This window comes from Ensifer sp. EB106-05-01-XG146, from assembly GCF_058791875.1.
Genome location: NZ_JBYTDX010000001.1, coordinates 1,198,405 through 1,221,805, shown reverse-complemented (window position 1 = coordinate 1,221,805; position 23,401 = coordinate 1,198,405). Strand labels below are relative to the sequence as shown.

Genomic DNA, 23,401 nt, shown 5'->3' with positions numbered 1-23,401 from the left:
CTTGTCTTTCCTGTGCGCCTCAAACGAGACGCGACTGTTCCAGTGCAGCTTCGATGAAGCTTGCAAACAGCGGATGCGGATCGAGCGGACGCGACTTCAGTTCCGGGTGGTACTGAACGCCGATGAACCACGGATGATCCGGATACTCGACCGTCTCCGGCAGGATGCCGTCCGGCGACATGCCCGAAAACACCAGACCGCAGGACTCAAGCCGATCCTTGTAGTCAACGTTGACTTCGTAGCGGTGGCGGTGACGCTCAAAGATCTCGGTCGAACCGTAGATCTCGGCAATCTTGGTGTCGGCCTTCAACGATGCGCGATAGGCGCCAAGCCGCATCGTGCCACCGAGATCACCCGATGCGGAACGCTTCTCGAGTTCGTTGCCCTTCACCCACTCGGTCATCAGACCAACGACCGGTTCCTTGGTCGGACCGAACTCGGTGGAGGACGCCTTCTCGATGCCGGCGAGGTTGCGGGCAGCTTCAACGACAGCCATCTGCATGCCGAAGCAGATGCCAAAATACGGCACCTTGCGCTCGCGGGCAAAGCGCGCCGCGTTGATCTTGCCCTCCGAACCGCGTTCGCCGAAACCGCCGGGAACGAGGATGCCGTGTACCTTTTCAAGGTAGGGCGCTGCGTCTTCCTTCTCGAAGACTTCCGATTCGATCCACTCGAGCTTGACCTTCACCCGGTTGGCGATGCCACCATGGTAAAGCGCTTCGATCAGCGACTTGTAGGCATCCTTGAGGCCGGTGTACTTGCCGACGATCGCGATCGTGACTTCGCCTTCCGGCGTGCGGATGCGATCGGCAACCCGTTCCCAGGCGTCCATGCGCGGCTTCGGCGCCGGTTCGATGCCGAAGGCTGCCAGCACTTCGTTGTCGAGGCCTTCCTTGTGGTAGGCGATCGGAACGTCGTAGATCGAGGCAACGTCGAGCGCCTGGATGACTGCCGACTGGCGGACGTTACAGAAGAGCGAGAGCTTGCGACGCTCGGCCTCCGGGATTTCGCGGTCCGCACGAACGAGCAGGATATCAGGGTGGATGCCGAGGGCCTGCAGTTCCTTGACGGAATGCTGCGTCGGCTTGGTCTTCAGTTCGCCGGCAGCCGGGATATAGGGCATCAGAGTGAGATGGACGTAGACGGCGGTGCCACGCGGCAGGTCGTTGCCGAGCTGGCGGATCGCCTCCATGAACGGCATCGCTTCGATGTCGCCGACGGTGCCGCCGATTTCGCACAGCACGAAGTCGTAGTCGTCGTTGCCTTCGGTAACGAAGTTCTTGATTTCGTTGGTAACGTGCGGGATCACCTGAACGGTTGCGCCGAGATAGTCACCGCGACGTTCCTTGTCGATGATGTTCTTATAGATTCGGCCCGTGGTGATGTTGTCGGTCTTCGTCGCCGAACGCCCTGTGAAGCGTTCATAGTGGCCGAGATCGAGATCGGTCTCCGCGCCATCGTCGGTTACGAAAACCTCACCGTGCTGGGTCGGGCTCATGGTGCCCGGGTCAACGTTGAGATAGGGGTCGAGCTTGCGCAGTCTCACCCGGTAGCCACGCGCCTGCAGCAGTGCTCCGAGAGCCGCTGCAGCGATGCCTTTTCCGAGGGAGGAAACCACGCCGCCTGTGATGAATACATATCGCGCCATGGGAGTCACCGGATACCTTTTAACAAATGATTCCGCCACCGAAAAATTCATGTTCCAGAACTTTTCGTCTTGGGATGGAGGCAGATTTCACACAAAACAAAACCGGCGGATGAAACATCCGCCGGCGGGTTCTTCAGAATTGCGACCTTATTGGCCGCTGGGAACTTGCGATCCCGTATTGCTGTTGGCGCCAGCGGCGGGCGCCGGGGTCGTTGCGCCGCCGGCCGGGGCTTCGCCCGTCGTTGCCGGTGCGGTCGTCGAGGGAACGCCATTGTCGGCCGGAGCGGCGTTGCCGGTGGCCGGCTGCTGTCCAGTCGCACCGCCAGCCGGAGCCGGGGCGCCGCCACCGAGCGAATTGAGAACGCCACCGCCGTTCGAGCTGGTGCCCGGGATACGGTCGAGGATGTCGGTCGCCTGCGGCTGGTAACGCGCGAGAATGCCCATGCCGAGCGCCAGGACGAAGAAGAGCGCGGCAAGGATCGCCGTCGTGCGGGTCAGCGCATTGGCCGTGCCGCGCGCGGACATGAAGCCCGAGCCGCCGCCGATGCCCAGGCCACCGCCTTCGGAACGCTGAATGAGTACGACGCCGATCAGGGCGACGACGACCATGAGATAGATGACGAGTAGTACGGTCTGCATCAGCTTCCAGTCCTGCCCTTGGGGCACACGAATCAAACCCTGCGCAAACTCGGCATGGCCGGGCGCAATTTTCGCGCCTCTTTATACCATGCCGTGCGCCATTAAAAGCCCCTGCCCGGTAACCCGGGCGATCAGGCCGTCAATTCTTCATAAGCCCGGTAGATGGCGAGGAAGTCTTCGGCTTTCAAGCTTGCACCACCGATCAGTGCGCCGTCGACATTGGCAACGCCCATCAATTCCTTCGCATTGGACGGCTTGACCGAGCCGCCATAGAGGATGCGCATCTTGGCGCCGGCGTCGGCAAAGCGTGCGACCAGCTCCTTGCGCATGAAGGCGTGGGCTTCCTCGACGTCCGTAGCCGTCGGCGTCAGGCCGGTGCCAATCGCCCAGACGGGCTCATAGGCAATCACGGTGTTTTCCGCGGTTGCTGCATCCGGCAGGCTTTCGGCCAGCTGACGCTTCAAAACATCGAGCGTCTTGCCGGCCTTGCGCTCATCACCGGTCTCGCCGATGCAGACGATCGCGACGAGTTCGGCCGAATGGGCCGCTTCCGTCTTTGCGCGTACCAGCGCATCGCTTTCGGCATGATCGGTGCGGCGCTCGGAATGGCCGACAATGACGTGGGTGCCGAAGCAATCGGCGATCATCTCGGCGGAAAGGTCGCCGGTGTGGGCGCCCGACTGCTTCTGGTGGCAGTCCTGCGCGCCGATCAGCAGCGGGCTGTCGTCGCAAAGCGCCGTCGCCACGTAGAGCAACGTCGCCGGCGGGCAGATCAACGTTTCGACCTTGGCGGAAAGTTCGCCCTTGACCCCTTCGGCCATCGCCTTGATCTGATCGAGCGAAGCGCGGGTTCCGTTCATCTTCCAGTTGCCGGCGACGAGCGGGCGGATATCGGGCGTCATGCTATTTCCTCCGGGTACTTTTCTCCGGAAGCGGCCTAGCAAATGCAGCCGGCAAATAAAAGCACCGCCGGCGATTATTCATGGGCCGCGGGGCCGGTTGCCCTGCCCCGCCGTCAGGCGTTGCGCGTCGCCAGCATCATGACGAAGGACGCCCTGCCTTCTCGCGATCTTCCGCCGCCGACCCGACCTTGGCGGCCACAATCGCATACATCAGCGGCAGGCTCGGCATGGCCGCCGGCGGCGCCATGCGCCCGCCGCCAAGGTCGCGCATGCCTTCAAACGCCACCCAGCCGTTGGCATAGGGGTATTCCTTCAGGACTTCCATCCGGAGCCCGGCGTCGATCAGTGCCTGCACAACATCGGCGATACCCCAGTTGAACTCGAAGGACGGGTGCGGATTGGTGAATCCCACCACGCCCTCCTGATAGCCTCCATGGGCAAGGCCTGCGCCCGAGTCGGCGACATAGTCACCGACGCCCGCTTCCGCGACCGGGTCTTTGGGCGCGTAGTCGTAGTGTGGCTTCCAGCCCTGATCGAAAACCATCGCAAAGGGATGGAATTCAACGAAGGCGAAACGCCCGCCGGGCTTCAGCACATCGGCAATGCCACGCGCCCAGACACCGAGGTCCGATAGCCAGCAAATGGTACCATAGGAAGCAAAGACGCGATCGAACCGGCGGCCGGCCTTGCGGGCGTCGTCGAACCAGCCGAACAGGTCGGACCGCTCGAAGGCGGCTGCGATGCCGCTTTCCGCCGAAAGCCCTGTGGCAAAGGCGATCGCCTCGTCCGAGATATCGACGCCGGTCACGTTCGCGCCGCGCCGCGCCAGGCTCAGGCTATCCTGGCCGGAATTGCATTGCAGATGGAGGACGTCGAGACCAGCGATATCGCCCAGCAACTCGATCTCTTCCGGATAGAGCGTGGAGCCGCCGGCGCGGAAGAAAGCGGCCTGGTCGCCCTTGTGACTGTTGTGCGCGACGGTCGCGGCATTCCACGAGAGGCGATTGGCCTCGTGAAGATCAATACTCATGTTCCAACTCTTGAACATCTGGGAGAGACACGGGAGGTTTTTTCCCCGTATCCCGGCGCCCTTAGAATTTCAGCACAGCCTCAAGCTCGTCATCATAGTACTCGCCCGTCGGCTTGAAGCCGAGGCCTTGGTAAAAGCCCTCAGGGCTGCCAGGGCCCTGCCCGTAACTCGTGTAGAGCTCATGCAGGCCCCGCGCCTTCAGATCGCGCACGACAAGGGCAATCGCCTGCTTGCCATACCCTTTGCCCTGGAAAGGCCGGGCGATCATGAAGCGCCAGAGATAGACACCCGGGCAATCGATGCCGTCATCCCAGTCGGATCCTTCGTGTAACATGATGAAGCCAATGAGCGTCTCATCGGCGTAGACTGCACGGAACCAGGCATTCTCGGAAAAATGCGCCTCGGCGATCGAGGTGCCGTTGTCCGCCACCATGTTGCGCTGTTCGTCGCTCAGCGTCTCGCTGAGTTCGCAGACGTCGCAGACGGTCAAGGCTGATATGCGCCGAAGGGTGATTTCGGCATCGGACGGCAATACGGTTTCACTCATGGGAAACTCCTTAGAAAAATCAAAATGTTAAAAAAGGGCCCGAACCAGAACGGCGGACCTCGAATCACCCGTTAAAGGGGCAATCGGCGATAAAATGAAATCATGGCGAGAAAACGCCAAAGTCAGAACTGCCGGTATCTCGCCAGATTCCGGCACCGCTGTTACTAGGCTATACGCCTGCCTTCACTTCGGGCGGCCGGCCGTCGGTTGATTGCCCCCGTTCTCCAAGCCGGCGATCGCCGCGTGAACGTCGGCTTCGGCATCCTCGTCGAACTGCTCGAAGATCGCGTCGCCGATCAGGGCGTGAACCTCGCGGAGATAGGGTGCTGCCGCCTCGCCTTCGCCGAGCGCCAGATAAGCGCGCGCGATCGAAAGCGACGAGAGTGGCTGGCGCCGCGCGAGCGTCCACTCACGGGCAAGCAGGGAGACGGCAATGCTCTCCCGATGGTGCCCGGCATCGCAAAGGGCGGCGCCGTAGCCGCTCTTGACCCAATAGTACATGTCCGTGAAAGCGAGGTGGACATCGGCTATGTTGGATGCCAGACGCCAGGCGTCGACCGCTTCGCCATAGTTGCCTTCGGTTCCAAGCCGGATGCCCGCGCGGCCGTGTTCGTAGGCTTCCCGCTCGTGCGGGTTCATTGGTGTCGTTTTCTTCTTTGTCATGTACGCCAGTCCACATGCTCCCAGGAACAACCCCTCCGTGTCCCCTCCACCAGCAAATGGACCATAGCTTGTCGAGATCAACAAGATCTCAGTGCAATTTTATGGTATTCTAGGCGAATAAAAGCACGAACTCATGAGTCTTACCGCAGTCGCCGAGCCAATAGCGGCCGGGCGAGCGACCATGGGGTCGAACATGCTGCGCAACGACAAAGCCGGTTTTGGGTGGATCACCATCGTCCTTCACTGGGCGATTGCGGCATTGATCCTCACCCTACTCGGCCTCGGCTTCATCATGCGGCGAACGCCCGTCGATCCGGCGCTGCAGTTTTCGCTTTACCAATGGCACAAGTCGCTCGGTTTCACCGCACTCGGTCTGGCGACAATCCGCGCGCTCTGGCACCTGGTCGAGGTTCGTCCGCGTCCGCCCGCCGGCCTCAACGCGCTTGAGCGCCGTGCAGCCAGCGCCACCCATGTGGTGCTCATCCTCCTCGCGCTCGCCGTTCCGCTTGCCGGCTGGGCGGTGGCCTCGACATCGACGCTGAACATACCGAGCTTCTATTTCAACTGGATCGTCATCCCCCACCTGCCGATGGCGAAATCGGAAGCGGCCGAAGACCTCTGGACGCTCGTCCATATGACGCTCGCCTACCTCCTGCTCTGCTTCGTCGCGCTTCACGTCCTGGCCGCCCTCTACCATCACTTCGCACGCCGCGACGACGTCCTCGTCCGCATGCTTCAGACCGGATCACGCCAACGCGCTTCCTCCCAAGCGGCTGGTTCGGATCCGGTTATCGCCGGAAGGAAGAAACCATGACACTGCACTCGCAATCACCAACAAAGGCCATTGCCTTCACGTTGCTGCTGGCGCTCGGGAGCATCCCGTCGCCCGCCACGGCAGCCGCGCCGGACCTTGCCGATGCTGCCGGCAACTACGGGATCACGCCGGCTTCACGTATCCATTTCACCGTTGCGCAAGCGGGCGGCGGCGGAATTGTCGGCGATTTCGCCAAGTTTTCCGGCAACTTCCGCATCGACCGAAATGATGTCGGCCATTCGACGGTCGAATTCACGCTTTACCCGGAGAGCGTGAAAACCGGCGAAAAGCGGATCGAGGACTTCCTGAAGTCGAGCGCCGTCTTCGATACCGCAAACTTCAGCACCGTCACATTCCATTCGACGACCGTGAAACAGACCGGACCGGACACGGCCGCGGTCGAGGGAACGCTGACGGCGCGCGGCACGTCGCGAAAGGAGCGCTTCTCGGTAACGCTGCTTGACTGGAACCGCGGCTCGATCGCCTTCAACATCCGCGGCAATATCCACCGATCACCCTACGGCATGGATGTCGGCACGCCGATCTATTCCAACGTCGTCGAGTTCGACATGAACATCAAAGGGCAGAGGCGCTGAACGCCCCTGCCCTTTGCAAGTCGATAGGCTTCTCGATCAACCGATCTGGCTGCCGACGAAATCCTTGACGATCCGCACGATGCCGCGGCCGAGCAGGTCGTCGAGGGCGGCGATGAACTGGTCGACATGGGCGCGCTCGCAGATCAGCGGCGGTTCGAGCCGGATGACGTTGCGATTGTATTCGGTGAAGGCCACCAGCACGTCGTAGTCACGCAAGAGCAGCGCGCCGATGAAGCCGGAGAGCGAGCCTTTGAGCTTGTCGTCGAGCATCGAGACAACAGGACGCATCACCATCGGCAGCGTCTGGCTGAAGTCCTGGAATTCCAGGCCGACCATCAAGCCCTTGCCGCGGACGTCCTTGATGATCTTCGGATACTTCTCTTTCAGCGCCTGCAGACGCTCGAGCAGATAGTCGCCGCTGTCGGCGGCGCGGTCGATCAGGTGCTCGTCGTAAAGCACATTGATGCCTTCAATCGCCGTGACGCAGGCCTCGCCCATGCCGCCGAACGTGGCCATCGCATGGATCATGGCGGTCTTCGGCGTGCCGTAAGCCTTCATGTAGACCTCACGGCGGGCAATCATCGCGCCGACGGCGGCCTTGCCGGCGCCCAGCGACTTGGCGAGCGCCGTCACGTCAGGCACGACGCCGTAATTCTCGAAGGCATAGAAGCGGCCGGAGCGGCCATAGCCGCACTGCACTTCGTCGGCGACCCAGAGCACGCCGTATTTGTCGCAGAGCGCACGCAGCTTCTGCCAGTACTCCGCCGGTGCCTGGATGATGCCGCCGCCGCCCTGGATGGTTTCGAGCACGATGACGCCGATTTCCGGGTCGGACTTGAAGGCATTCTCCACCGCGTCGATATCGGCAAAGGGCACGCGCACTGTGTTGTCCGTGATCTTGAAGTCGGCGCGGTAAAGCTGGCCATCGGTGATGGCGAGCACGCCCTTGGTCTTGCCGTGGAAGGAATTCTCCGCATAGACGACCTTCGGCCGCTTCGGGCCGGCGGCACGTTCGGCAAGCTTGACGGCAGCCTCCATGGCCTCCGAACCGGAAGAGCCGAGGAACACCATGTCGAGATCACCCGGCGAGCAGGCCACGATGTTCTTCGCCAGCGCCGCTGCATATTGCGACATGAAGGCGATCGCGATCTCGTGGCGCTTTTCGTCCTGGAATTTCTGTCGGGCTTCCAGAATGCGCGGATGGTTGTGGCCGAAGGCGAGCGAGCCGAATCCGCCGAAGAAATCGAGGATCTGGCGGCCGTTCTGGTCGGTGTAGAACATGCCCTCGGCGCTCTCGATCTTCACCTTGTGGAAGCCGAGCAGCTTCATGAAGTGGAGCTGGCCCGGGTTCAGGTGTTCCTTGAACGCGGAGGTGATGTCGCCGATCGACATGGCCTTGGCCTGTTCGACGGTGATGAGATCGGGCCTGGCAACGCCGCCGTCGAGCGACGGCGCGGCAACGGCGATACGATTCGGTCTGTCCAGCATGATCTTTCCCCTCATTCGGCCGGCACGGCGACAGCTGCAGGAACTGCGGCGCCCATCTTCTTGGCCCGATATTCGTCATAGGCGGCGATCAACATGTCGCCATCGTTGAACTCCGCGCGCCAGCCGAGCTCGCGCTTCAGCTTGCCGGTTTCGCGCACGCACATTTCGTCGGCGATCAGGTACTGTTCCGGGTCCATGATCGGCTTGTTGATCAGGTCGAAGAAAGCCAGCGTCTGCTTGACCGCAAAGGCCGGCGTCGGCAGCAGGAACGACTTCGAGCCGGCATGCTTGATCAGGTTGCCGAGCAGGTCGCGCACGGACGGCGGATTGTCGGAGCCGAGGTTGTAGGCTTCGTTCGGCACGCCGCCCTTCCAGGCAAGGCGCGCAGCTTCGGCGCAATCGAAGACCGAGATGAACTGGTAGGGCACCTTGCCCGAGCCGATCATCGGCACCGGCAGGTTCAGGTCGATCAGCTTGAACAATTTCTCGAGGATGCCGAGACGGCCGGGACCGATGATCAGGCGCGGGCGGAAGATCGAAATGTTCATGCCCTGCTTGCGCCACTGCATGGCCAGCTGCTCGGTTGCCCATTTCGACTTGCCATATTCGCCGAGCGGCTTTGCTGGATGGGTCTCGGTTTGCGGCGACTGGACGGTGTGGCCATAGATCATGTCGGTGGTGAACTGCACCAGGCGTGATGCGCCAGCGGCATCCATCGCCTTCATGATGTTTTCGGCACCGTAATAATTGACGGGCCAGAAGAACTCCCAGCGCTTGGCGCGGACCTGCAACGGTGACAGCATCTTCGCCGCCATGTTGTAGATCATGTCGTCGGCGCCGATGCCGACCTTTTGGACGGCTTCCAGATCGGTGACGTCGCAATGGACGAAGCGGACGCGGCCGTAGTGCGGCAGGTCGGACTTGACGATATCGGCGACAACGACGTCCTCGCCTTCCTTGACGAGGCGTTCCGCCAAATGACGGCCAACGAAGCCGTCGCCACCAAAGATGATGTGTTTCATGACTTGCTCCCGAATTCTGCGGTGCTCACCCCGGCGGCATCAGCCGATTTCTCGTCGGCGCTGTATGAGATGCCCGACTGGGCGATAAGAATGGTTCCGGCGCAGATCAGCGCGATGCCGGCGATACGCCAGGCATTGAGGTCTTCGCGAAAGACGAAATAGGCGAAGACCGCAACGAGAACGTAAGCGAGGCTCAGGAACGGATAGGCAAAGGAAAGCTCGACCTTCGACAGCACATAAAGATGCGACGCCATCGAGATGACGAAGGTCGCAAGACCGGCAAAGACCCATGGGTTGAAGACGATCTGAAACAGCCGGACGATCGCGGTTTCGGCAGTCATCGAAATCGGTCCAAGCGTCATCATGCCCTGCTTCAGCATCAGCTGAGCGGCGGCGTTGGTGAGCACGGTAAAGAGAATGAATGGAATATATTTCATAGTTTTACTCCCAGTCCCGAAAATCTACTTACGGGCAAGAGACGGATATTCCGTGAAGTTTGCGCATTTAATTGAATAAAATTGTCTGCATTCTCATTCTGGCAAAGCCAGAGCCGTGCGTTTCCAGAAGTTCGAAACCATCGCAGGGTCGCGCAACGTTTCGATCTTTCTCCAGAAAGGAAAAGATTTTTCAAAGACTTGTGGGCTCATGCGGGCATCCTTGTACGGATTGATCGCACCGCCGGCCTCGATTACGATGCGATCGAGCGCATCGAGCAGCTTTACTGTCCGTTCACCTTGATTGGCGAAGTCCAGCGTCAAAGTAAAACCGGGACGCGGGAAGGACAGGATGCCCCGGGAGCCGATGTCGGCGAAACGCTTCAGGATCGTCAGAAACGACGCATGGCCGGCCTGGCGGGCGGTTTCCATGAGCTTGGCCGTGATCTCCGGTGCGTTTTCAGCGGGATAGACGCTCTGATGCTGGTAGAGCCCGCGCGGGCCATAGAGCCGGTTCCAGGCGCCGATCGCATCCAGCGGATAGAAATAAGACGTCCAGGGAACGGTCGTCACCGTCTCGCCCGGCTTCACCTTGCGGAAGTAATACTCGTTGAAGCCTTTGAGCGTTGCCCGGTTGAGCAGGTTGAACGGCGGCGAAAACGGCACGGACAGCTTCAATCCCTTGGGGATGTCGGGCAGTTCGCAGGAACCATCGGCATGATCACCGGCGAGCAGCACCCCCCTGCCCATTCGAGATCCCTTTGCGAGCTGGTCGATCCAGGCGACGGAGTATTCATGCTCGGCATCGACGCCGTCGACGAGGGCAAAGTATTGGTCCAAGTTCTCGAAACGGATCGAGTGCTGCTGCACATGCGGCGACGGCACCTTCATCAACTGGATATCGACGGTGAGGATCAGTCCGGTCAGCCCCATGCCGCCGATGGTCGCGGCGTAGAGTTCCGGGTTTTCGACCGGCGAGCAGGTCAGCCGTTCGCCGGTCGAGCGCAGCAGCGTGAAACGCGTCACGTGATTGCCGAAGGTGCCGCGCGCGTGATGGTTCTTGCCGTGCACGTCGTTGGCGACCGCGCCGCCGACGGTGACAAAGGCCGTGCCAGGCGTCACCGGCAGGAAGAAGCGATGCTCGATCGCCCGTTCCAGCACCTGGCGCAGCGTCACCCCCGCTTCGCAGGTCATCATCCCGGTGCCGGGATCGAAGGCGAGTATCCGGCCGTGAAGGTTGCTTTCGATCAGCATACCGCGATCGTTGTGGCAGCTGTCGCCGTAGCTGCGTCCGTTGCCGAAAGGCAGATAGCCTTCGGACTCAAGGCTGCCGAGCCGGTCTTCATAGTCGTCAGGCGAAATTCCAGGCCGCACGCGATTGTCGATGCGGCCCCAGCTTTCATGGTCTTGCAGGGTCATTGCGGCCCGATGGCTCCAAATAGGATCAGCAGCGCGCCGATCAGCATGGTCAGTTGGCTGCGCCAGTCGCGCATGATGAAGACGACCGGATCCTCATGCAGCATGCCGCGGCGTGCAAGCATCCAGATGCGCAGCAACATATAGAGCACCAGCGGGCAGAGTGGCCACAACGCCCAGGGCGTGGTGTACATCTCCTGCAGTTCCTTGCTGTGCACGTAGAGCGCCAGAACCAGGGCCGAGGTGAAGGCGGAGGCAACGCCGGCCTGGCCGACCATCTCGAAGTCGACAGCGAGATAGCCACGCCCCGGCACGTTGCCACCGTCCTTGTCCTCGAATTCGTGCAGCTCGACGTAACGCTTCACCAGCGCGAGGCTCAGGAAGAAGAAGATCGCAAAGGACACCAGCCAGAAGGACAGTTCCGTGCCGGTCGCGGCCGCACCAGCGACGATGCGTGTGGTGTAGAGGCCGGCGAGCGTGAACACGTCGACGAGCAGCTTGCGCTTCAGCACGAAGGTATAGGCCGTCGTCGCGCAGGCGTAGAAGGCGAGCACCCCGGCAAACTTCCAGGGCAACAGAAGGGTCAGCGCCACGGACGCGATGATGAGGCAGCCTGCAAGCACCAGCGCTGTCGGCACGGACATCTGGCCGCTCGCGAGCGGCCGGTAACGTTTCTTCGCATGGCGGCGATCGTTGGCAAGGTCCGAGAGATCGTTGATGACGTAGACGGCGGATGCGAGGAAGCTGAAGGCAAAGAAGGCGATGATGACGCTGACGATCGCATCGAAATGCAGCACCTCGTGGTTGAGGATCATCGGCACGCCGATGAGCACGTTTTTCGCCCATTGATGCACGCGGATCGACTTCAGCGGCGCAAGCGCGCTGACCTTGCCGGTATCGAGCCGTTCGGCATCATGGTTGCGACGCCATTTTTCCGCGGCCGCATCGGGCGAGACCACGATCGCGCGGCGTGCCACCTCAAAGACGGCGATATCGTCACGGCTGTTGCCCATGTAGTCGAAGGCGCCGTCGCCGTACCGCTCTACCAGCGCCCGGCGCTTGTTGCTGCTCGTCAGGTTGAGCGCGTCGGTCGAATGCATGACCGAGGAGAACATGCCGACATGGGCGGCAATGTCGTTTGCAACGGACGGTGCTGCGCCGGTCACGAGCACGAGTTCGCGCCCGCTCTTCTTTTCCTCCATGAGCCGGTCGATGACGGCCTGCCGATAAGGCCAGTCTTCCGCACGGCGGCCGGATCTAAGGGCCACTTCGTGCTTCAGCCGTGCCTTACCTTTTGCCAGCCAGACCAGCATCGGAAACAGCATGAGCGGATTGCGCAACAGAATGATCGCAGCACCTTCCCACAGCGTGTCGGCGGCCAGCAAAGTGCCGTCCAGATCCACACACAGCGGTATGTGCCGTGTCTCGGTGCGCGCGTCCATGAAGTCCATCCCAGCCATAGTTGCCGGCATCATGGCGCCTTCAACTTTCCAGAGTGGAAACGCGGGAAGAAGCGCTGCCTGGAAATTGCCGTGCTGGTTAACAAATGCCGAGTAGGAAGGAGTGGCCTTAGCGGCTGCCGATCCAGTTCAGGGCATCGCTCCAATCGGTCATGCGAACAGGCGTTCCATGCGATCCGGTCTCAAACAGCACGAAGCGCGTCGGATAGCCTTTCGACTTGAGCGCGGTGTAAAGCGCCTTCTGGCTTTCGGCCGGGTAAACGCTGTCGCGGCTGCCATGGCTGAAAAAGATCGGCAGTTTCGCTTTGAAGGCAGCGCTCTTCGAAAAATCGGGATCACTGACGCCGCCCATGACCATCATGCCGGAGAGTGCTGCGACGGCGGAGGCGTCGCGCGAGACACCCCAGCAGATGAAGCTTCCCATCGAGGCGCAGGCGAGCACGACCGGACGGCCTCCGGAACGTTCGGACGCGTATCGAACCAGGCCGGCGATATCGGCGGCACCTGCCGTATCGAAGGAGCGGACGCTCGGGGCGTAATAGACGCCGCCATTGGCGACGGCGAGGTTCTTCAGCCGGTTGAAGTTTCCACCGAAGGAAAAGTCGTTGGCACCGAGCCGACGGTCGCCGCCGCGGCCATGGATGAAGATGACCGAGAAGCTGGCGCCGCGATCGGGGCCGACACGGGTCACGTCGAGCGCGCGGCCACCGATATCGAGCGTTTCATTGACCTGCTCGTTCTTCACGCCAAGCGACACATAGGCGCGCTTCACCCGGCGTTCCGGGATTTCGTCGCGTTCGTTGATATCCCGCAGTTCCTGGTAGTCGACCGTCAGGTCGTCACCACCATCCTCCTGGTCGAGCACCTTGGCATAGGAGAACAGATCGTCCTTGTAGGGCTTGAGCGTCTGCGCCTCTGCCGGCGAGGCGGCAATTGCCAAGGCTAGGGCGAACAGGCAGGCACGAAACGGAAAAACAACTGTGGACACGGCCAAATGACGGGCTCCCTCTTTCGCCGCAAGCCTTGCCATTGGCCGCACCGCAAAGCAACACTTGGCCCGAAACACGGCCGTTCGTGCGAAAAATCATCGGCGGCCGGCGCCAGAAATTCTCCTTTTGTTCGCGTATCCTGTGAGAGTCTGGCAGAATTCAGGTGATTCGACCGCCGGGGGATGGCGGCAGAGCCTGGGGCTTGCTATGGCCTCTGGCATTCCCGAACGACAGGAACGATCCGAACGGCCCCATGGACGACAACAGCGACCTCTTCTCAATGCCCGAGCAACCGAAGGCCGTACAGCCGAGCGCCAAGCCGGCCGTGGCTGCAGCCCCCATCGCGCGCGAAGAGCCGCGCCCTGCCCCGAAAGGCAGCGATGGCAGCGATTACGATGCGTCGGCGATCGAGGTGCTCGAGGGCCTTGAGCCGGTCCGTCGTCGTCCGGGCATGTATATCGGCGGCACCGACGAGAAGGCGCTGCACCATCTCTTTGCCGAAGTCATCGACAACTCGATGGACGAAGCGGTCGCCGGCCATGCGAACTTCATCGAGGTCCATCTCGACGCGGACGGGTTCCTGACAGTCACCGACAACGGCCGCGGCATCCCGGTCGAAAACCATCCGAAATTCCCCGGCAAGTCGACGCTCGAAGTCGTCATGACGGTGCTCCATGCCGGCGGCAAGTTCGATGGCAAGGCCTACGAGACCTCGGGCGGTTTGCACGGCGTCGGCGTTTCCGTCGTCAACGCACTCTCCGACGCGCTCGAAGTCGAGGTCGCCCGCAATCGCAAGCTCTATCGCCAGCGCTTCTCCCGAGGCATTCCGCAGGGCGGGCTCGAGGAACTCGGCGACGTGCACAATCGCCGCGGCACGCGCGTCCGCTTCCATCCGGACCCGGATATTTTCGGACCGCACGCGCATTTCGAGCCCGGCCGGCTTTTCCGCATGGCGCGCTCGAAAGCCTATCTCTTCGGTGGCGTCGAGATCCGCTGGTCCTGCGATCCGTCATTGCTGCAGGAAGGTTCGGAGATCCCGGACAAGGCCGTCTTTCACTTCCCTGGCGGCCTGAAGGACTATCTGGCGGCGACGCTCGGCAAGGAATTCACCGTTACCCGCGAGATCTTTGCCGGCAAATCGGAGAAGGCCAACGGTCACGGTTCGCTCGAATGGGCGGTCACCTGGTATGGCGGCGACCAGCAGGTTCATTCCTACTGCAACACCATTCCGACGCCTGAGGGCGGTACGCACGAGGCGGGCTTCCGCATCGCGCTGACCAAGGGACTGAAGAACTATGCCGAGCTGAAGCAGAACAAGCGTGCAGCGCTCATCACCACGGATGACGTGATGATCTCGGCCGCCGGCATGCTGTCCGTGTTCATCCGCGAACCGGAATTCGTCGGCCAGACCAAGGACAAGCTAGCGACAGTCGAAGCACAACGCATCGTCGAAAATGCGCTGCGTGACCCCTTCGACCACTACCTTACCGACAATCCGGCCGAGGCCGACAAGCTGCTCGACTGGGTGGTCGAGCGCGCCGAGGAGCGCGTGCGCCGGCGCAAGGAAAAGGAAGTCAACCGCAAGACGGCCGTGCGCAAGCTGCGCCTGCCCGGCAAGCTTGCCGACTGCTCGCAGAACACCGCTGAAGGCGCCGAACTCTTCATCGTCGAAGGGGACTCGGCGGGCGGCTCGGCGAAGCAGGCGCGCAACCGCGCCAACCAGGCGATCCTGCCCTTGCGCGGCAAGATCCTCAACGTGGCGAGCGCTGGTCGAGAAAAGCTCGGCGCCAACCAGCAGATTGCCGACCTCATCCAGGCGCTTGGCTGCGGCACCCGCAGCAAGTACCGGGAAGAGGATCTGCGCTACGAGCGCATCGTCGTCATGACCGACGCCGACGTCGACGGCGCGCATATCGCCTCGCTGCTGATCACCTTCTTCTACCAGGAGATGCCCGAACTGATCCGCGGCGGTCACCTCTATCTCGCCGTGCCGCCGCTCTATCGCATCAGCCAGGGCGCAAGGACGCTCTATGCCCGCGACGACGCGCACCGCGAGGAGCTGATGCGCACCGAGTTTGCCGGTCGCGGCAAGGTCGAGATCGGCCGCTTCAAAGGTCTCGGTGAGATGCTGCCGGCGCAGCTCAAGGAAACGACAATGGATCCGAAGTTCCGCACGCTGCTCAAGGTCGAGATCGACGATGTCGATTTCGAGGGCACGCGCGAAGCGGTCGACAACCTGATGGGCACGAAGGCGGATGCCCGCTTCCGCTTCATCCAGGAGCGCGCTGTCTTTGCGGACAACCTGGACATCTGAGCCGGCTTTCTGCCGGCAAGCAGGATCACAATAATCCATACAGAAACGGCGGCTCACAGGCCGCCGTTTCTGTATTCAGGGTTTGAAGGCCGCTCGAGCTTACGCAACGTGAACGGGCTTCTCCATGAAGAGGCTCAGCGGATCCGGCTGATACCCCCCGAACGGCGGGCGCTCGACGTAGCCGGCCGCCTTGTAAAGGCCTATCGCTTCGGGCTGATAGATGCCTGTTTCGAGGCGGATTGCCACCAGTCCGAGTTGCGCCGCGCGCACCTCCAGCGCCTGCAGCAACAACTTACCGACCCTCAGCCCCCTCGCCTCGGGATCGACGAACATGCGCTTGATTTCCGCAGTCCCGTCACCGGCATCAACCAGGGCGCAGCAGCCGATGGTATCGCCGCCACGCCGTGCGACGAAGAACGATACCTCCGGCTTTTCCAGGTTCGACAGATCGACCATGTGATTGCTCTCGGCGGGGTAGAGCGAGGCGGCGTAGGCGTCAGAGAGTTCCAGGAGACGCAGAACTTCAGCTTGGCGCGGCGTCTCCTGGGCTATGATTACGGCAGGCAATCGGTCGTCCTTTTCATTCAGGCATGGTTTTGCGCCAAACTACCGCCGGCCTACGCCCGGACCAATACGTCAAATGGCGCAGGCTCGTATGCCTCCCCATCAATCCGCCTAACAGGCTGAAACAATTTGTTCCGCGCTGCCGGCAGCATCGCCCTATTTCGAGGAGAATCATGCAGGCATAGGTTGATCCACCACAACCTGCAAAGACGATGGGAATGCGATGCAAGCGGCGCTGATAGTCATGACCATTCTCGGCTGCGACCACGACGTCAGCCAATGCCAGTACATCTCGACGGTCAACGGCAGTTGGCCATCGATCGCGCAGTGCGACACGGCTTCGAACGCGCAACTGCCGAAGTTTTCCAATGCGAACTATCCGGTCGTCGTTGCGGTATGCGAGAGCTCGGCGCCCAGCGTCGCCGAAATCCCCGCGCCGCCACCGGGCGCCCAGCAGAACCAGGCGCTGCCCGTTCCGGCAGCGGAGCCGGAACCCGAGCAAGGATTGCCGAAACGCACGCTGGCTTTCCTGTCGGGCGCCATCCCCGATCGGGAGAAGCTGAAGACCATCGTCACGAAGCCGGTGCGCTATGTCGAAGATGGCTATTCCTGGGTCGCGCGCCGCTTTACCGACTGACGCGCCAAGCACGCCTCAGACGAGGCCGGCCGAAATCAGGCTGTTCGCCGAGGCCACGACGGCCTCTTCGGCAGAGCGCGGCTGCCACCCGAGAACACGGCGCGCCTTTTCGTTGGAAATGCGGGGGTCATGCCCGAGTTCGCGCACGATGAGGCGCAGGCCCGCATCGAAGGGGGCGGCAAGCCCTGCCAGCCAATTGGGCAGCACGAACCTCGGAAGCCTGCCCGCATGTTCAGGGAACCTGCGCCGGAGGATGGCCGTGATATCCGCAAGGGAAAGCGCCTCTCCCGCAATCAGGAAACGCTCGCCTGCCGCTGCGGCGACGCTTAAGGCCTGCACATGCGCATCCGCCACGTCGCGGACGTCGACAACCGGCACGGCGAACTTCGGCAAGGCGGGATAGTTCCCCTTGAGCAGGCTGCGCACCACGGCGACGGATGTGCCGATCTCATGGCCAAGAACCGGCCCGAGGACCATTCCGGGATTGATGACCACAAGCTCCAGGCCGCTGTCAGCCGCATAGTCCCAGGCCGCGCGTTCGGCGAAGGTCTTGGAGCGGTAGTAGGGTGTCGCAAGCGATGACTGCGGATCGGTCCAATCGTCCTCCGTAAACGGCGCGCGCCCTGCCCCGTAGATGACCGCGGCGACCGACGACGTGAGCACGACGCGTTTGGCACCGGCCGGATGGGCTGCCCTGAGCACACGCAGCGTGCCGTCACGGGCCGGCCCGATCAGGTCATCTTCATTGGCAGGCAAGCGAGCCGGAAATGGCGAGGCGGTGTGGACGACGTAGGAAACCTCGGCAAAGGCCTCAGCCCAGCCCCGCTCCTTCAGGAGATCCGCCTCTCCAAACGTCAGGCGCGCGGCATCCGTACCACCGGCCGCGCGAATGGATCGCTCGATCTCCTCGGCGCGCCCGAGCGCGCGAACCGTGCCGTGCACAGGATAACCTTCGCGCAGCAAGGCGAGCGCGACGTGCCGTCCGACAAAACCGCCGATTCCGGTCACGGCAACGGTCGCGGTCCTCGCGTTCATGGGTCCATTCCTCGCTAAAGCGGGTCGCGATCAGGCGGCCTGGCGTGCGGCAAGTTCCGCGTAGTCACGGGCCGACTGGCGTTCCTCGGCGAATGCCAGGCGCTCGAGCAGATCGATCATCGCTGCGTCGGTCGGCGATGTTGCCCGTCCACGTCGCAGGCGCACGAGCAGTTCTGCCGAGACCGTCGCGTGGCCGCCGATTGAACCCGGCCCGTCCTGACGCCACAGGAGGACCGCTGTCGCAAACGTCTCGCTGACGTCGCGGCCGAGCCCGGCGCTTTCGAACAGGGCACGGATCGAGTGGACGCGCCCACCGGACAGGATGGAACGCACGCGTTTTTCGCTGACGCCGGAGAGGTCGACGATTGCGGCCGAGAAAAACTCTGCACGGCCGGTCACGAGCGCATGCAGCAGGAAGGCGGGCGTCAGGCGGCCGGTCTCGCGCAGATGCGTGACGAGGTCCGGCAGCTCCTCGACGGCCGTCGTTCCAACCATGCCGACGGCGGCGATATCGCAGGCTTCGCGGGTGACCCGCTGCACGCGACCTTCTCCAATCGTCACCTGTACGAGGCCGAAGGCGGCAAGTGCTGCACCGACTTCTTCGACAAGCGCGTGGCGGGCGGCACTCGGCAGGTCGTTGCGCGCAAGAAGCAGGTCACGAACCGAAGCCGAATGGCCAAGACGCTCGGCAATGCGCTTCAGCGAACGGCGCGACAGACGAGCGCCGGGGTTTTCGAGCAGGATCAGCATTTCGTCTTCGTCGCCGATTTCGGCGATCGCAGCGGCGACCCCGCGCGAAACGAAACTGCGCGCCGCGATCAGCGCGCGGGTCTCCAGCGTTCCCCGAGCCGCGAGGTCGACCAGGTCGTCGTCGGTCAGGACGGGAGAATGCGAAACGACGAGATAGGCAATTTCAGGCTGGTCCCCGGCAAGACCAAGAATGATGGCGCGCGGCACGGAAGAGCAACCGCAAAGGACTTCGGCCAAGGCAAGGCGAACTTTGGGCGACGGATCGTCCAGCAGGAAGGTCATCGCCATCTCGGCGGCGCGACGATCGAGGCCATTCAGTTGCGCCTCGACATAGGCGCGGCCGAGCGCGCTGGCGGCGCGAATGCGTTCGCCTGTTCTCGCCGTTTCCACCCAGCGAAGAAATGCTTGTATGATCACCTACGCCCCACTAGACCACGCCAATGCCACCGATGTTCTAAGCCTAGCGAGCAAAGGTTTAAGATTGGTTCACCATGTCTGTTAACCGCCTCCAAACCATAAGGCCGCTGCTGTTTGCGGACGACGACGCGCTTAGCCTGGACGTGAGCGTTCTCAACACATTGGCTGGGCTGATCCTGACTGCCGGCCTCGGCCACGAAACGCGTCTTGGCCTCGCCCGGATGGAAGGACGCGATCTCGCGCTGCTCGCCTGTGTGGAACCGGTCGGGCTGCTCCATGAAGACGACGTACACTGGCTGCTTGATAGCGGCATCGATGGCGTCGTGCTTACCGGATGCCGCGGCCGCGCGGACATACAGAAGCTCGACGTGATGCTGCGGGTTGCCGAAGCAAGGATTGGCCTTCCAGCCAATCGCACCCGGATTTACGCCGAATACGGCGCAGCACCCGAAGGCCTGCTGTCGCCACACACACTGGCGGGGTGCTCGCAGCGACTAGAAGGATTGATCTTCAACGGCTCGGCGCTGGCAAAGGCAGTCGGCTGCAAGGAGCCGGCGAGTGCCGCGCATCAGGGCGTGGCCGCGCCCGTGCTCGCGGGTCGCGCCAATGTGGTGCTAAGGGCCCATGAGGCCGGCATCCGCGCCTATGAGGTGCTGCCGCCCACCGCCGATGCGGCAGCCACACGCTGGGCGCTTTCACAAAGCAGGAACGACGGATTCGCTTCGGTCGTCTGCCGCTCGCCCGAGCAAGCAGTCATCGCCGGCAGCCTATGACGCCGAGCCGGCGCGGTAACCGTCAGCGCGTCGGGCGGGTCATCTGGAAGACGTCGCCGCCGTCGCAATAGTCCATGTAGCCGAGGCGGGCGAGCGGCTTGACCGTCGCCATGTCGAAACGGCCATCGCGGATCGCGTCTTCGCGAATGTGGATGCCGACGACCTGGCCGATGACGACGTAGTTGTCGGACAATGCACCATCCAGATCCTTGGGCTGGAACATCTCGGTCATCCGGCATTCGAGCGCGGCATAGGCTTCACCGACGAACGGCGCCCCAACCAGCGCGCCGTCGACCGGCGTCAATCCGGCGATCTCGAATTCGCTCTCGCCATGCGGCGCCGGGATCGACGTCTTGTTGATGGCGGCCGCCAGGTCACGGCTGGCGAAGCTCGCCGTGAACTCGCCGGTTGCCTCGATGTTGCGAACCGAATCCTTATAGCCGCTCGATGAGAACATCACGAGCTTCGGCCGGTCGCTGATGGCATTGAAGAAGGAATAGGGCGCGAGGTTCAGCGCGCCCTCGGCCGACCGCGTGCCAATCCAACCGATCGGCCGCGGCGAAACAATCGCCTTGAAAGGATCATGCGGCAGGCCGTGACTGTTCGAGGTCGTATCGTAAAACATCAGGCTTCCTCGCCAACCCAGGTGACGATCTCGGCCAGCTCCGGCCGCGGCCGCTCCGTCGGTGGCACCATGGCGGTACCGATATGGATGAAGCCGGCAATTTTCTCGCCCGGCTTCACGCCCAGCAGCGGATAGGCGCGCTCGTCGAAAGCATACCACTCAGTCAGCCAGTTGGATGCGTAACCGAGGGCGTTGGCGGCCATCAGCAGGTTGAGGCAGACGGCACCAGCGGACATGACCTGTTCCCATTCCGGGATCTTGAAATGCGGCGCGGCGGTGCTGACGACGGCGACGACCACAGGCGCACGCGACAGGCGGGTTTCCTCCACCTTGATCATCTCTTCCGACAGATCCGGCTTCAGCTCAAGCGCCATTGCCTTCAGCTTGGCGCTGATGCGAACCCTCTCCTCGCCGCGATAGACGATGAAGCGCCAGGGCGCGAGTTTGCCGTGGTCCGGCACGCGCGAAGCAAGCTTCAGCATTTCCTCGACCTCGGCCTTGCCGGGACCGGGACCTCCCATCTGGAAAGCGGGGATGGAGCGACGGGACGTCAGGTAGTCGACGAGCTTAATTTCGGTTTTCATGTCAGATGAATTCCACTAATTTGCCGCCCCACAGGCAGCCACGAAAATGCCATACCGGCGTCCCAAGTGGAGTCACTCAGTCAGGAAGTCAACTGTTCTCATGCGTGCACTCTCTCGTATTTTCCTTCAGACCGGTCTTGCGATCCTTGTCGCCGGCACCGCTACGGGAAATGTGTTCGCAGAGGATGCGACCCAGGCGTTTGAAAGTTTCCCCTCGATCGCCGGCCCGCGCAAGATGCCGAAGCTGACGGGCTTCAGCCCGATGACATCGGATCCGCTGGCGGACGGCACCCTGAAGGATATCAAGCTCGAGGCGCTGCTGACCGAAAAAGGCGGACCGGTCGAGGCCGGGCTCACTTGGCGTGTGTTCAGCCCGATCCCCGGAAGCGACGGCAAGCTGCCGCTTCTCGCAACGTCGGAAGGCGGCTCGACAGCGTTCAATCTGGTACCGGGCGAGTATTTCGTCAATGTCTCCTTTGGACGCGCCTCGGCCACGCGCAAGGTCCGCGTGCCGGAGCAAGGCGCGCTCGACAAGCAGGTGCTGGTGCTCGATGCCGGCGGCATGAAGCTCAATGCCGTCTCCGGCAGCGACGTGCGCATCCCACCGGCCGAACTCAGCTTCGACGTCTATTCCGCCGACACCAAGAGCGACGGCGAACGGGCGCTCATCGTCGAGGACGTCAAGCCGAACACGGTGGTCCGGCTGGGCGCCGGGACCTATCACGTGACCTCCAGCTATGGCGGCACGACCAACGCCTCGACCGCGGCAGACATCCAGGTCGAAGCCGGCAAGCTGACCGAAGCAACCATGCAGCACCGCGCCGCCAAGCTCACGCTCAAGCTGGTTTCGGAACCGGGCGGCGAAGCGATCGCCAACACCGCCTGGACGATCCTCACCTCCGCCGGCGATACGGTGAGCGAAGCCAACGGCGCCTTCCCGACGCAGGTTCTGCTCGAAGGCAGCTATTCCGCCGTGGCGCGCTACAAGGACAAGATCTACGAGCGCGACTTCACCGTGAAGGCCGGCGTCAACATGGACGTGGAAGTACTGCTCAGCAGCGGCGGCAACAATGCGAACACCAATGCGAGCGTCGTGTCGGAAGCACAGGACTGAGCTTCGACGTGACGGAACGCAGTTGACCTGACGTCAGCCTGCCCGTCGCATGAACCGCCGACGCGGCGGCGCCATGGAAAAGACCGCTTCATAGATGCGCGCCAAAAGGTCCTTGCGATCACCACAGGCACCGAGATCCTCGGGCGTGAGAACGCCGCCGATGCGCGCCGCGATCGTCGTTCCCGACAGACGCCGGAATTCGCGGATCAAGAGCGACAGTCTCAGCGTCAGTGAAATCTTGCTCGCCAGATGGAAGAACGGCCCGTTCTGTCCTTCGAAGTAGATCGGGATCACGCTCGCCCGCGCCGCCTGAATGAGCTTTGCCGGAAAGATCTTCCACGGCAGGTCCTCGGCCCGGCCGAAACCCTTCGGCGCGGTCGCCACGCCGCCGGCCGGGAAGATGACGATGGTCACGCCTTCCTTGAGCAGTCGCAGCGCCTCATGGCGCGTCGCCATGTTGACCGCTAGCGCCTCCTTCGTCTCTTCGAACGATACCGGCAGCGAGTAAGGCGCCATTTCCGGCACCTTCAGCAGTTCGTTGTTGATGAGGACGCGGAAGGGACGGCCGAGCTGTTCGGCAAGCGCCAGCACGGCGATGCCGTCGCCGATGCCGAAAGGATGATTGGCGATGATGACGATCGGCGTATCGGGCAGGTTCCGCGGCGGCCACTCGCCTTTTGTCTGCAGCGTCACATCGATGAGCTGCAACATCTCCCCGAAGACGCGCTCGCTCTTTCCGACGATGTCGGACCGCCAGCGCGTATAAAGCTTGGCATAGCGGTTGCGGCCCGACAGGCCTTCCATGGAGCGAATGAACCAGCGCTTCAGGCGCCGGTCGTTCTCATTGGCGTAGGACAGCTCTTTGAACTGCACGGAAATCTCCGATGGATACGATCTTATCCGGATATTCCGCTAATATGACAGTTTGCTGACAAAGCAA

Annotated in this window: 24 protein-coding genes; 6 read left to right on the top strand and 18 right to left on the bottom strand. The window is 62.3% G+C overall.

The window, feature by feature from the left end:
• Nucleotides 1–19: 19 nt before the first annotated feature.
• From pyrG to AC3WVQ_RS05930, 6 genes are all read right to left on the bottom strand, one after another.
• On the bottom strand, nucleotides 20–1,657 hold the full coding sequence (gene pyrG / locus AC3WVQ_RS05955) for a CTP synthase (protein ID WP_082566349.1): 1,638 nt from the start codon (nucleotides 1,655–1,657) through the stop codon (nucleotides 20–22).
• Between the two features lie 138 nt (nucleotides 1,658–1,795).
• Nucleotides 1,796–2,287, bottom strand: a complete 492-nt coding sequence (secG, locus tag AC3WVQ_RS05950; protein WP_034795875.1) for a preprotein translocase subunit SecG — start codon at nucleotides 2,285–2,287, stop codon at nucleotides 1,796–1,798.
• A gap of 131 nt (nucleotides 2,288–2,418) precedes the next feature.
• A complete protein-coding gene (gene tpiA / locus AC3WVQ_RS05945) occupies nucleotides 2,419–3,189 on the bottom strand; it encodes a triose-phosphate isomerase (RefSeq protein ID WP_043617974.1) in 771 nt (256 codons plus the stop codon).
• Between the two features lie 136 nt (nucleotides 3,190–3,325).
• Nucleotides 3,326–4,219: a class I SAM-dependent methyltransferase gene (locus tag AC3WVQ_RS05940; RefSeq protein ID WP_090295804.1), complete on the bottom strand. Its 894-nt coding sequence runs from the start codon at nucleotides 4,217–4,219 to the stop codon at nucleotides 3,326–3,328.
• Nucleotides 4,220–4,280: 61 nt separating this feature from the next.
• Nucleotides 4,281–4,766, bottom strand: coding sequence for a GNAT family N-acetyltransferase (locus AC3WVQ_RS05935; protein WP_060582485.1), 486 nt, complete (start codon nucleotides 4,764–4,766; stop codon nucleotides 4,281–4,283).
• Nucleotides 4,767–4,949: 183 nt separating this feature from the next.
• Nucleotides 4,950–5,429: a hypothetical protein gene (locus AC3WVQ_RS05930; protein WP_060539243.1), complete on the bottom strand. Its 480-nt coding sequence runs from the start codon at nucleotides 5,427–5,429 to the stop codon at nucleotides 4,950–4,952.
• Nucleotides 5,430–5,622: 193 nt separating this feature from the next.
• Between AC3WVQ_RS05930 and AC3WVQ_RS05925 the strand changes: the two genes are divergently transcribed.
• A complete protein-coding gene (locus tag AC3WVQ_RS05925) occupies nucleotides 5,623–6,243 on the top strand; it encodes a cytochrome b (protein WP_060517388.1) in 621 nt (206 codons plus the stop codon).
• Nucleotides 6,240–6,839, top strand: coding sequence for a YceI family protein (locus AC3WVQ_RS05920; RefSeq protein ID WP_060516885.1), 600 nt, complete (start codon nucleotides 6,240–6,242; stop codon nucleotides 6,837–6,839). Before AC3WVQ_RS05925 ends, AC3WVQ_RS05920 begins: the two co-directional genes overlap by 4 nt.
• Before the next feature lie 36 nt (nucleotides 6,840–6,875).
• Here the strand turns inward: AC3WVQ_RS05920 and AC3WVQ_RS05915 are convergent, their stop codons facing one another.
• The 6 genes from AC3WVQ_RS05915 to AC3WVQ_RS05890 form a co-directional block, all read right to left on the bottom strand.
• Nucleotides 6,876–8,327, bottom strand: coding sequence for an aspartate aminotransferase family protein (locus AC3WVQ_RS05915; protein ID WP_176960285.1), 1,452 nt, complete (start codon nucleotides 8,325–8,327; stop codon nucleotides 6,876–6,878).
• A gap of 11 nt (nucleotides 8,328–8,338) precedes the next feature.
• On the bottom strand, nucleotides 8,339–9,349 hold the full coding sequence (locus AC3WVQ_RS05910; protein ID WP_090295740.1) for an NAD-dependent epimerase/dehydratase family protein: 1,011 nt from the start codon (nucleotides 9,347–9,349) through the stop codon (nucleotides 8,339–8,341).
• Nucleotides 9,346–9,786 (bottom strand): EamA family transporter, encoded by a 441-nt coding sequence (locus AC3WVQ_RS05905; RefSeq protein WP_090295744.1) that lies wholly within the window; start codon nucleotides 9,784–9,786, stop codon nucleotides 9,346–9,348. Before AC3WVQ_RS05905 ends, AC3WVQ_RS05910 begins: the two co-directional genes overlap by 4 nt.
• A gap of 93 nt (nucleotides 9,787–9,879) precedes the next feature.
• Nucleotides 9,880–11,202 (bottom strand): FAD-binding oxidoreductase, encoded by a 1,323-nt coding sequence (locus AC3WVQ_RS05900; protein ID WP_090295747.1) that lies wholly within the window; start codon nucleotides 11,200–11,202, stop codon nucleotides 9,880–9,882.
• A complete protein-coding gene (locus AC3WVQ_RS05895) occupies nucleotides 11,199–12,641 on the bottom strand; it encodes a UbiA family prenyltransferase (protein WP_090295807.1) in 1,443 nt (480 codons plus the stop codon). Before AC3WVQ_RS05895 ends, AC3WVQ_RS05900 begins: the two co-directional genes overlap by 4 nt.
• A 127-nt stretch (nucleotides 12,642–12,768) precedes the next feature.
• Entirely contained in the window at nucleotides 12,769–13,689 is a 921-nt protein-coding gene (locus AC3WVQ_RS05890) for an alpha/beta hydrolase (protein ID WP_090295750.1), read from the bottom strand.
• 212 nt (nucleotides 13,690–13,901) lie between these two features.
• On the opposite strand from AC3WVQ_RS05890, the gene parE reads away from it, so the two are divergent.
• Nucleotides 13,902–15,962: a DNA topoisomerase IV subunit B gene (gene parE / locus AC3WVQ_RS05885; protein ID WP_034795915.1), complete on the top strand. Its 2,061-nt coding sequence runs from the start codon at nucleotides 13,902–13,904 to the stop codon at nucleotides 15,960–15,962.
• A 99-nt stretch (nucleotides 15,963–16,061) separates the two neighbouring features.
• Here parE and AC3WVQ_RS05880 read toward each other — a convergent pair whose 3' ends face one another.
• A complete protein-coding gene (locus AC3WVQ_RS05880) occupies nucleotides 16,062–16,529 on the bottom strand; it encodes a GNAT family N-acetyltransferase (protein WP_090295753.1) in 468 nt (155 codons plus the stop codon).
• Between the two features lie 220 nt (nucleotides 16,530–16,749).
• Here AC3WVQ_RS05880 and AC3WVQ_RS05875 point away from each other — a divergent pair, with 220 nt between their 5' ends.
• The gene (locus tag AC3WVQ_RS05875; RefSeq protein WP_034795922.1) at nucleotides 16,750–17,163 is read left to right on the top strand and encodes a hypothetical protein; all 414 of its coding nucleotides are present in this window, start codon (nucleotides 16,750–16,752) and stop codon (nucleotides 17,161–17,163) included.
• 15 nt (nucleotides 17,164–17,178) lie between these two features.
• On the opposite strand, the gene AC3WVQ_RS05870 is transcribed toward AC3WVQ_RS05875, so the two are convergent.
• Entirely contained in the window at nucleotides 17,179–18,198 is a 1,020-nt protein-coding gene (locus tag AC3WVQ_RS05870; protein ID WP_492382613.1) for an SDR family oxidoreductase, read from the bottom strand.
• 30 nt (nucleotides 18,199–18,228) lie between these two features.
• Nucleotides 18,229–19,365: a DUF2336 domain-containing protein gene (locus AC3WVQ_RS05865; RefSeq protein WP_090295758.1), complete on the bottom strand. Its 1,137-nt coding sequence runs from the start codon at nucleotides 19,363–19,365 to the stop codon at nucleotides 18,229–18,231.
• A 74-nt stretch (nucleotides 19,366–19,439) separates the two neighbouring features.
• On the opposite strand from AC3WVQ_RS05865, the gene AC3WVQ_RS05860 reads away from it, so the two are divergent.
• Entirely contained in the window at nucleotides 19,440–20,138 is a 699-nt protein-coding gene (locus tag AC3WVQ_RS05860) for a hypothetical protein (RefSeq protein WP_090295761.1), read from the top strand.
• 22 nt (nucleotides 20,139–20,160) lie between these two features.
• Here AC3WVQ_RS05860 and AC3WVQ_RS05855 read toward each other — a convergent pair whose 3' ends face one another.
• Both AC3WVQ_RS05855 and AC3WVQ_RS05850 read right to left on the bottom strand, forming a co-directional pair.
• Nucleotides 20,161–20,763 (bottom strand): flavin reductase family protein, encoded by a 603-nt coding sequence (locus AC3WVQ_RS05855; RefSeq protein WP_034795932.1) that lies wholly within the window; start codon nucleotides 20,761–20,763, stop codon nucleotides 20,161–20,163.
• Nucleotides 20,763–21,347, bottom strand: coding sequence for a nitroreductase family protein (locus AC3WVQ_RS05850; RefSeq protein ID WP_034795936.1), 585 nt, complete (start codon nucleotides 21,345–21,347; stop codon nucleotides 20,763–20,765). The genes AC3WVQ_RS05855 and AC3WVQ_RS05850 overlap by 1 nt, the downstream gene beginning before the upstream one ends.
• Before the next feature lie 100 nt (nucleotides 21,348–21,447).
• Here AC3WVQ_RS05850 and AC3WVQ_RS05845 point away from each other — a divergent pair, with 100 nt between their 5' ends.
• Nucleotides 21,448–22,461, top strand: coding sequence for an RgsD C-terminal domain-containing protein (locus AC3WVQ_RS05845; protein WP_060516851.1), 1,014 nt, complete (start codon nucleotides 21,448–21,450; stop codon nucleotides 22,459–22,461).
• Between the two features lie 33 nt (nucleotides 22,462–22,494).
• Here the strand turns inward: AC3WVQ_RS05845 and AC3WVQ_RS05840 are convergent, their stop codons facing one another.
• The gene (locus AC3WVQ_RS05840; protein ID WP_060516850.1) at nucleotides 22,495–23,334 is read right to left on the bottom strand and encodes a lysophospholipid acyltransferase family protein; all 840 of its coding nucleotides are present in this window, start codon (nucleotides 23,332–23,334) and stop codon (nucleotides 22,495–22,497) included.
• Between the last annotated feature and the right edge of the window lie 67 nt (nucleotides 23,335–23,401).

Excerpts from the sequence above, each read along its gene's own strand:
- secG (WP_034795875.1), bottom strand. The coding sequence starts at position 2,287 with ATGCAGACCGTACTACTCGTCATCTATCTCATGGTCGTCGTCGCCCTG.
- tpiA (WP_043617974.1), bottom strand. The coding sequence starts at position 3,189 with ATGACGCCCGATATCCGCCCGCTCGTCGCCGGCAACTGGAAGATGAAC.
- AC3WVQ_RS05940 (WP_090295804.1), bottom strand. The coding sequence starts at position 4,219 with ATGAGTATTGATCTTCACGAGGCCAATCGCCTCTCGTGGAATGCCGCG.
- AC3WVQ_RS05935 (WP_060582485.1), bottom strand. The coding sequence starts at position 4,766 with ATGAGTGAAACCGTATTGCCGTCCGATGCCGAAATCACCCTTCGGCGC.
- AC3WVQ_RS05930 (WP_060539243.1), bottom strand. The coding sequence starts at position 5,429 with ATGACAAAGAAGAAAACGACACCAATGAACCCGCACGAGCGGGAAGCC.
- AC3WVQ_RS05925 (WP_060517388.1), top strand. The coding sequence starts at position 5,623 with ATGCTGCGCAACGACAAAGCCGGTTTTGGGTGGATCACCATCGTCCTT.
- AC3WVQ_RS05920 (WP_060516885.1), top strand. The coding sequence starts at position 6,240 with ATGACACTGCACTCGCAATCACCAACAAAGGCCATTGCCTTCACGTTG.
- AC3WVQ_RS05915 (WP_176960285.1), bottom strand. The coding sequence starts at position 8,327 with ATGCTGGACAGACCGAATCGTATCGCCGTTGCCGCGCCGTCGCTCGAC.
- AC3WVQ_RS05910 (WP_090295740.1), bottom strand. The coding sequence starts at position 9,349 with ATGAAACACATCATCTTTGGTGGCGACGGCTTCGTTGGCCGTCATTTG.
- AC3WVQ_RS05905 (WP_090295744.1), bottom strand. The coding sequence starts at position 9,786 with ATGAAATATATTCCATTCATTCTCTTTACCGTGCTCACCAACGCCGCC.
- AC3WVQ_RS05900 (WP_090295747.1), bottom strand. The coding sequence starts at position 11,202 with ATGACCCTGCAAGACCATGAAAGCTGGGGCCGCATCGACAATCGCGTG.
- AC3WVQ_RS05895 (WP_090295807.1), bottom strand. The coding sequence starts at position 12,641 with ATGGACGCGCGCACCGAGACACGGCACATACCGCTGTGTGTGGATCTG.
- AC3WVQ_RS05890 (WP_090295750.1), bottom strand. The coding sequence starts at position 13,689 with ATGGCAAGGCTTGCGGCGAAAGAGGGAGCCCGTCATTTGGCCGTGTCC.
- parE (WP_034795915.1), top strand. The coding sequence starts at position 13,902 with ATGGACGACAACAGCGACCTCTTCTCAATGCCCGAGCAACCGAAGGCC.
- AC3WVQ_RS05875 (WP_034795922.1), top strand. The coding sequence starts at position 16,750 with ATGCAAGCGGCGCTGATAGTCATGACCATTCTCGGCTGCGACCACGAC.
- AC3WVQ_RS05870 (WP_492382613.1), bottom strand. The coding sequence starts at position 18,198 with ATGAACGCGAGGACCGCGACCGTTGCCGTGACCGGAATCGGCGGTTTT.
- AC3WVQ_RS05860 (WP_090295761.1), top strand. The coding sequence starts at position 19,440 with ATGTCTGTTAACCGCCTCCAAACCATAAGGCCGCTGCTGTTTGCGGAC.
- AC3WVQ_RS05855 (WP_034795932.1), bottom strand. The coding sequence starts at position 20,763 with ATGTTTTACGATACGACCTCGAACAGTCACGGCCTGCCGCATGATCCT.
- AC3WVQ_RS05850 (WP_034795936.1), bottom strand. The coding sequence starts at position 21,347 with ATGAAAACCGAAATTAAGCTCGTCGACTACCTGACGTCCCGTCGCTCC.
- AC3WVQ_RS05845 (WP_060516851.1), top strand. The coding sequence starts at position 21,448 with ATGCGTGCACTCTCTCGTATTTTCCTTCAGACCGGTCTTGCGATCCTT.